This window comes from Pseudomonas sp. KNUC1026, from assembly GCF_021650705.1.
Taxonomy (GTDB): Bacteria; Pseudomonadota; Gammaproteobacteria; order Pseudomonadales; family Pseudomonadaceae; genus Aquipseudomonas.
Genome location: NZ_CP087138.1, coordinates 4,659,487 through 4,667,699 on the forward strand (window position 1 = coordinate 4,659,487; position 8,213 = coordinate 4,667,699).

Here is an 8,213-nt window from a genome sequence, read left to right on the forward strand (position 1 = left end):
GGCCGATCAGTAGGAAATGCGCACATCGGCGAAAGCACGGTCGGCGTCGAGTGCCTCGGCCGGGCTTTCGTCGAACAGCAGCCGATGAATATGCCGGGTACTGGCCTGCAAGGCCTCGCTGCCCAGGCTGTGCAAGCCGTAATGATGGCTGTGCACCTCGGCGCGCACGCGCCCGGGGTGGGGCGAGAGCAGCAGGATGCGGCTGCCGACCACCAGCGCTTCTTCGATGGAGTGGGTGACGAACAGCAAGGTGAACTTCACCTCTTCCCACAGCGCCAGCAACTCTTCCTGCATCTTGCGCCGGGTCAGCGCGTCCAGCGCAGCGAACGGCTCGTCCATCAACAGGATCTTGGGCTGCATCGCCAGCGCCCGGGCGATCGCCACGCGCGCTTTCATGCCGCCGGAGAGCTGGTGCGGGAAGGCATCGGCAAAGCGCGCCAGGCCTACCTTGCCCAGGTATTCCAGCGCACGTTCACGCGCCTGAGCCTTGCCCAGCGTGCGCGAGGCGAGCAGCGGGAACATCACGTTGTGCAACACGGTTTTCCAGGGTGGTAGCTGGTCGAATTCCTGAAACACCACAATGCGATCCGGGCCGGGCCCGGTCACCGGTTGGCCCTGCAACTGGATCGACCCGCCCTGCGGCGGCAGAAACCCCGCCACCGCCTTGAGCAGGCTGGACTTGCCGCACCCGGAAGGGCCGAGCAACACGAAACGGTCGCCCTGGTCCACTTCGAAACTCACCTGGTGAGTGGCTCGCACCACGCTTTGTGCGGTGCGGTATTCGAGATCAAGCTCGCGCACTTGCAGCAGTGCGCTCTGGCTGGCCGCGTGGCCTTGCGCATAGGCGTTCATGGCGGTCAGCTTCCGTTGAGCGGGCGGGTGTCCTGGAAGAAATAGTCTTGCCAGGAAGCAGGTTTGTTCTTGATTGCGCCAACGCGGTACATGAACTCGGCCAGTTTGTAGGTGCCTTTGGGGTCGATGCTGAACTGGTATTTCGGGTTTTCGAGGATCTTGAGCAGGTCAGGCTGGCTGATCTTGGCTTTGGTCACACGGATGTAGGTGTCGGCGGCCTGCGCCTTGTTGTGCTCGATGAAGTCAGCGGCCTCGGCCAATGCCTCGATGAAGGCGTGGTAGGTCTTGGGGTTGTCCTCGCGGAATTTTTCCGTGGCGAACAGCACTGTCGGCGAGTTGGGGCCGAGCAGGTCGTAGGTGTCGAGCACGGTGTGTACGTTCGGCGCGGCGATCTCCTGTTCCTGGAAAGGTGGGTTGGAGAAGTGCCCGGTCAGCTCAGTGCCGCCGCTGATGATCGCAGCGCTGGCGTCAGGGTGTGGAACGGCCACGGTGTACTTGTCCAGGCGGTTGAACGCGTCATCGCCCCACTCTTTGGCCGCGGCGTACTGAAGAAAGCGCGATTGCACCGATACCGACACTGCCGGCACCGCGATGCGGTCCTTTTCGGTGAAGTCTGCGATGGTCTTCACGTTCGGGTTGTTGCTCACCAACAAGTAGGGGAAGTTGCCCAGCGATGCCACGCCCTTGACGTTCTGCCGGCCATGGGTGCGGTCCCAGATGGTCAGCAACGGGCCGACGCCGGCGCCGGCGATGTCCACTGAGCCTGAAAGCAGCGCGTCGTTCACTGCCGAGCCGCCGGAAAGCTGGGTCCAGTCGACCTTGATATCCACTCCGTCGGCCTTGCCGTGCTTCTCGATCAGCCCTTGGTCGCGCACCACATTGAGCAGCAGATAGACAATGCCGAACTGCTCGGCGATGCGGATCTGCCCTTCGGCCTGGGCCGCAGCGGGCGCCAGCAGCGTGCTGCCGGCCAGCCCCAGCGCAGCGGCCAGGGTACCTATACGTTTGAACATGACGAAACTCCTGGCTTCAGAACGGGGCATCGCCCTGGATGGTGGTGCGGTGAAGGGTGCGGCGCAGATGGGCCGGGCAGCCGGCCGCCAGGTGGATCACCGAGCGGTTGTCCCAGAACACCATGTCGCCCTCGCGCCAGCTGTGGCGGTGGACGTTCTCTGGCAGCACGCTGTAGCGGTAGAGCTCGGCGAGGATCTGCCGGCTCTCGTCCTCGGGCAGGCCGACGATGTGCGTGGTGAAGCCCTCGCTGACGAACAGCGCCTTGCGGCCGGTCTCCGGGTGCGTACGCACCACCGGGTGATCCACCACCACTACTTGCGCCAGCTGCTCGGCAGTGAGGGTCGGCCGTTGATAGCCATTGATGGCAGGCTCGTTGTAACGGGCGGTGTAGGAGTGCGACGCCTTGCGCCCTTCTACGGCATTGCGCAGCTCGGCGGGCAGGGCTTCAAGCGCCTTGTGCATGTCGGCGAACAAGGTATCGCCGCCTTCGCTGGGCAGCTCCTGGGCGTAGAGCATGGAACCGAGGCTCGGCAGCTCTTTGTAGGAAAGGTCGGAGTGCCAGAACTTGCCAGCATCGGAAAGCCCGATGTTCTGGCCGTTCTCCACCACATTGGACACCCGGAGGATCTCCGGATGGCCCGGCAGCAGGAACTGCTTGAGCACATGGATCTGCAACTCGCCAAAGCGCCGGCTGAAGGCCACTTGCTGGGCGGGGGTGATGTTCTGCTCGCGGAACACCACCACGTGATAGTCGAGGTGAGCGCGGTGAATGCGGGCAAAGTCGCTGTCGTTCAGCGGCTGGGCCAGGTCCAGGCCGATGATTTCGGCGCCGGTACCGGCTGCGAACGGGCGGATTTCAAAAGGCTGCGAAGCGGGTGCCGCGAGATGGGCTGCCGATGGCATGGTGACTCTCCCCACAAGCGCGCCGACGGGCGCGCAACGATTGGACGCTCACGGGGTTTGCCCGTGTGGTTCTTCTCGTGCGGCGCACCGATTGGTCGGCTCGTACGCAGGTAGCAGAGTCTAAAGAAATAAAAACCTAAATCTAAATATCCTTAAGGAATAAGGATATTAGCTTCAAGCCACTAGCTCCAAGCTGCAAGCTAAAGCGAATCTGCTTTTACTTGCAGCTAGAAGCTTGGAGCTTGAAGCTCCTACCGCTCGTGCAGCGCTTCGGCGCGGGCGCGGATGATTGGCTTGAGCAGGTAATTCAGGACGCTCTTGTGGCCGGTGATGATATCCACTGACGCCACCATGCCGGGGATGATCACCAATGGTTTGTCGTCGGTGCCCAGGTGGTTCTTGTCGGTGCGCAGGCGAATCAGGTAGTAGGTCTGCTTCTTGTCTTCATCGGTGATGGTGTCGGCACCGATCTGTTCCAGCTTGCCTTCCAGGCCGCCGTAGATGGTGTAGTCGTAGGCGGTGAACTTGATCATCGCCTTCTGGCCAGGGTGCAGGAATGCGATGTCCTGCGGGCGAATCTTGGCTTCCACAACCAGGGTGTCGTCCAGCGGCACGATCTCGACGATGTCACTGCCAGGCTGGATCACGCCGCCGACGGTATTGACCATCACCTGCTTGATCACCCCGCGCACGGGCGCGTTGACCATGGTGCGATTGACCCGGTCTTCCAGGCCCTTGGCAGTGGCGGTGTACTTGGCCAAATTGGCGCGGGCTTCGTTGAGCTGGGTGAGCGACTCACTGCGGAACTTGCCTTTGGTTTCATCGATCTTGCGCTGCACTTCGCTGATCGCTGCCTGAGCACGCGGAATCGCCAGTGTGGTGGAGTCGAGCTGGCCGCGGGTTTCCACTTCGCTGCGCTTGAGGCGCAGGATGTCCACGGGCGACACGGCGCCCTGGGCCACCAACGGCTCGGACATGCTGATTTCCTTTTGCAGCAGGCCCAGGCTGCTGCGGTACTGGTCGGCCTTGGAGCCGAACTCACGCAGTTCCTGTTGCTTCTGCACCAGCTGCGCTTGCAGGCCACCCACTTCATCGGCCAGCTGCTGCTTGCGGCTCTGGTACAACGCCAATTCGTCATTGGCCTGGCGCGGCACGCTCTTGAGGATATCCGGGCTGATCACCAGCGGTTTATCCTCGATCTGCGCCTGCAGGCGCGCCACGCGCAATTCCATCGCCACGCGGTCGGCCTCGGTTTCGCCCACGTTGGAGGCGAAGCGGGTGTCGTCCAGGCGAATCAGCGGCGCACCGGCTTCCACGATCTGGCCTTCGTGCACGTAAATCTGCGCGACGATGCCGCCTTCAAGGTTCTGGATCTTCTGGATCTTCGACGACGGGATCGCCTTGCCCTCGCCTTTGGTGACCTCGTCGATCACCGCCAGGTGTGCCCACAGCAGCAGGAACGCGAAAAACGCGATCACGCCCCAGATGGTCAGCCGGGCGATGCGCGGTGCATCGTCGATCAGGGCTTTTTTCACTTCCGGCAGCGGTTGGCCGTCGAGGGAGTCGCGGCCTTTGAAATAAGCGCCGATCCCGCTTTTGAGCATGTTAAGCGACATTGACTTGCCCCTTGCGCAGCGCTTCCATTACCGCCGCTTTCGGACCGTCGGCCACGATCTGGCCACGGTCGATGACGATCAGGCGGTCGACCAGCGATAGCAGCGACGCCCTGTGAGTGACCAGTACCAAGGTCTTGTGCTCGATCACCGCTTGCAGGCGCTGTTTGAGGCGCTCTTCACCGGTGTTGTCCATCGCACTGGTGGGTTCGTCCAGCAGCAGGATCGGCGGGTTGAGCAACAGCGCGCGCGCCAGGGCAACAACCTGCCGCTGGCCGCCGGAGAGGTTCTGGCCGCGTTCGCCCACCTGCAATTCATAACCCTGCGGGTGGAGCCTTGCGAATTCGTGCACGCCCGCCAGCTCCGAAGCCTGCAGCACCATCTCGTCCTCGACGTAGCGGGCGCCGCTGACCAGGTTGTCGCGCAGCGTGCCGGCGAGCAGCTGGATGTCCTGTGGCACGTAGCCGATGTTGTGGCGCAACTCGCTGACGTCGATCTGGCGGATGTCCACACCGTCCACCAGCAACTCGCCTTTTTCGGCCTCGAACAGGCCGACGATCAGCTTGGCCAGCGAGCTCTTGCCCGAGCCGCTGCGGCCGATGATGCCGATCTTCTCGCCGGGGCGGATGTTCAGGTTCATCCCGCGCAGCGCTTGGTGCTGCTGGCCGGGGTAGGTGAAGTCGATGTTGCGGAACTCGATGCTGCCTTGGAGTACGGGACGGGTCATCGGCCGTTCTTCGAAGTTGCGCTCCTGCGGCAGCTCCATCATCTGGTTGACCGAGCCCATGGTCACTTTGGTCTGCTGCCAGCGAGTGATCAGGCCGGACAGCGCGCTCAGCGGCGCCATCGCGCGCTGGTTGAGCATGTAGCAGGCGATCAGGCCACCCATGCTCAGGTCGCCGGCGATGATCAGGTACACCCCGCCGATGATCATGGTCACGCCCGCCAGCGCCTGTACGAACGCGGTGAGGTTCATCGATAGGCTGGAGAGCACCTTCACGCGCAATTCGAGGCGGCTCAGCGTGCCGAGGGTTTGTTCCCAGATGTACTGGCGCTCGCTTTCGGCGTTGTTGACCTTGATGCCGTCCAGCCCGTTGAGGGTCTCGATCATGGTCGACTGGCGCTCGGCGCTCAGCGCCATGGTGCGCTCGAGGGTGGAGGTGAGCGGCCGTTGCAACAGGTGAACGATGATCAGCACCAGCGGGAAGGCCACCAGCGGAATCATCACCAGCCAGCCGCCGAGCAAGCCGATCACCAGCATGATCAACAGCGTGAAGGGCAGGTCGATCAACGTGGTGAGGGTCAGCGAAGTGAGGAAGTCGCGCAGGCCCTGGAACTCATGGATGTTCTGCGCATAGCTGCCCACACGCGCCGGGCGCACCTTGAAGGCCATCCCCACCACGCGCTCGAACAGCGTGGCGGAGATGATCAGGTCGGTCTTTTTGCCGGCAAGGTCCAGGCACAGGCTGCGAAGGCCCTTGAGCAGCAGGTCGAACACGTAGGCGCCGCAGATACCGATGGCCAGCACCCAGAGGGTTTCGGTGGCCTGGTTCGGCACAACGCGGTCATAGACGTTCATGGTGAACAGCGGCGCTGCCATGGCGATCAGGTTGATCACCAGGCTCGCTGCCACCGCGTCCATATATAGCCAGCGCGATTTCTTCAGGGTGTCCTTGAACCAGGATTTGGCCCGAGGCACCAGCTCGCCGCGCTGGATATCGAATTTGTGTTGAGGCTGGGCGAAGAACACCTTGCCGGTGTAGTCCTCCAGCAGCACGTCACGCGCTACGCGCACCTCGCCACCATCGCTTTCGCCCAGGAGCAAGCGGGCGTCGTCGCCCTCCCAGCCCACCAGTACCGCGCAGCGCCCGTCCTTGAGCATCAGCAATGCCGGCAGGGCGATGCGTGGAATGGCTTCGAGCTTGCGCACCAGCAGGCGGCCTTGCAGCCCGGCGCGGGCTGCGGCACGGCTGAGCAGCTCAGGCGACAGCCTCTGGCCGGGCAGCGGCAGCCCCGTGGTGAGCATCGCCCTGCTGGCAGGCTTCTGGTGCAGGTAGCAAAGCGCTAACAACCCGTCGAGCAGCGGATCATCGTGCAGGCTCCTGGGATCATGAATGAGTTGGGCTCCACCGGTTTCAGATTCCACGCTGCGCACTCTCTAACTGCCTAATCGGGTTGATGGGGCGGAACCGACCGTGGTCAGTTCATGCCGGGGAGTTTGACCTCCGGCTTGATGTCATGTTGCACAACCGATGCCAAAGGCGCGACGACGCCCTGGCTCTTGAGCAAATCACCCATGGCCGCCTTGATGCGGAACTGGCTGAACTGCTCCAGGTATTTCACTTCTTCCAATCGGCGGCGCGCGGTGAAACTTTCGTTCTCGCTGTCGAGCAGGTCGAGCAGCGTACGCTCACCCAGGCTGAACTGCGACTGGTAAGCGGTGCGCACACGCTCGCTACGGGTCACGTATTGCTCGGCGATCGGCCGCTGTCGCTTGGCATTGTCGTACGCGCTCCAGGCCAGGCCCAGTTCTTCGTTCAGCTGGCGCAGGGCGTTGTTGCGAATGTCCAGTGCCTGGTTGCTCAGGTAAGCCTTGGATTGCAGATCGGCCGAGTTGCTGCCACCTGCGTACAGGTTGAACTGCATGCGCACCATCGCCGACCAGCCATTGTAGTGGCCTTCTTCACCACTGACGTTGTTATCGGCGTTTTTCGCAAGTTCTGCATCGAAGCGCGGATAAAGCGTCGACTTGGCGGCGGTGTACTGCTTTTCGGTCGCGGCGATATCCGATTCGGCCGAACGCAGCACGGGGCTGCTGGAAACCATCTGGGCGCGGGCTTCGTCCAGGCTGGCCGGGAACAGTGCGATGCCGCCCGGCGCCGGGGCTACCAACTGATCAGGCGCCATGCCGACCACGCTGTAATAGGTGGTGTTGGCGTCGTTGAGGTTGGTCTGCTCGGTCAGCAGGTTGTTTTCGGCCTGTGCAACGCGGGCCTCGGCTTGATCAAGGTCGGCATTGCGGCCGATACCGCGGGAAGTGCGCAACTGGATCTGATCGAGAGTTCGGCGGTGGTTCTTCAAGTTTTCGTCAGCCAGGCGGACATATTCACGACGGGCCAGAACATCCAGGTACGCCTGTGCAACTTTCAGGGCAGTACTTTCGGAGGTGCCCAAAGAGAATAGGCACGAGAATTGGCGGTGGATTGTTGACGCGCAACTTCATTCTGCGTCGCAAAACCGTCAAAGATCATTTGTTGCAGGCGAACACTTGCTTCACCCCGGTTTAGGGTGTTGTAGCGGTCTTCGCCGCTGGCTGCGCGCGTGGTAGGGCTGTCGGTGCCTTCGCGGCCGTAGCCGGCCAGCACGTCGACACGCGGCAGGTAGCCGCCCTGGGCGGCTTTCACGGCGTAGTCGGCGGACATGCGCGCATTCACCCCGGCCTGCACCTCGGGGTGCACCTCGAGCGCGTGCTGCATGGCTTCTGGCAGGGTTTGTGCTTGAGCGATTGCAGCGGCGAGGGTCAGTGGAATGGCTGCAAGAAGTGGCGCGCGCATGAAGGTAGATCCCGAGGTTTTTTGTGCTGTTTTCAATCGCGGCCGAACGAGGGGCCGCCATGGGAATGGCAACCGAAATGACCGAATGTCGGAAGTCCGCAGGAAGGGAACTACGCATACAAAGGAAGACGATTCGCCTAAAGCAATATCAATGTGACATCGCGGCGCGGATTGTTTAGGATGGCGCGCAATTGGTCAATAGTTTGTCATCTATATAGCTTGCTAATTAATTGTCGGATTATTGGCGTCATTTAAACTTATATATTGGAACTTGCGC

Annotated in this window: 5 protein-coding genes and 1 pseudogene; all 6 read right to left on the minus strand. The window is 62.1% G+C overall.

The genetic code is table 11. From position 1 onward, the window contains the following. Window positions 1-6: 6 nt before the first annotated feature. On the minus strand, window positions 7-852 hold the full coding sequence (locus LN139_RS22000; protein WP_236356971.1) for an ABC transporter ATP-binding protein: 846 nt from the start codon (window positions 850-852) through the stop codon (window positions 7-9). A gap of 5 nt (window positions 853-857) precedes the next feature. Beyond that, window positions 858-1,865, minus strand: a complete 1,008-nt coding sequence (locus LN139_RS22005) for an ABC transporter substrate-binding protein (protein ID WP_236356973.1) — start codon at window positions 1,863-1,865, stop codon at window positions 858-860. Between the two features lie 16 nt (window positions 1,866-1,881). Then, window positions 1,882-2,769, minus strand: a complete 888-nt coding sequence (locus tag LN139_RS22010) for a TauD/TfdA dioxygenase family protein (RefSeq protein ID WP_236356974.1) — start codon at window positions 2,767-2,769, stop codon at window positions 1,882-1,884. A 251-nt stretch (window positions 2,770-3,020) separates the two neighbouring features. Continuing rightward, the gene (locus LN139_RS22015) at window positions 3,021-4,385 is read right to left on the minus strand and encodes an HlyD family type I secretion periplasmic adaptor subunit (RefSeq protein WP_236356976.1); all 1,365 of its coding nucleotides are present in this window, start codon (window positions 4,383-4,385) and stop codon (window positions 3,021-3,023) included. Beyond that, window positions 4,375-6,528 (minus strand): type I secretion system permease/ATPase, encoded by a 2,154-nt coding sequence (locus LN139_RS22020; protein ID WP_236356978.1) that lies wholly within the window; start codon window positions 6,526-6,528, stop codon window positions 4,375-4,377. Before LN139_RS22020 ends, LN139_RS22015 begins: the two co-directional genes overlap by 11 nt. A 53-nt stretch (window positions 6,529-6,581) precedes the next feature. Then, window positions 6,582-7,936 (minus strand): annotated as a pseudogene (locus LN139_RS22025) (TolC family outer membrane protein). Window positions 7,937-8,213: the final 277 nt, after the last annotated feature.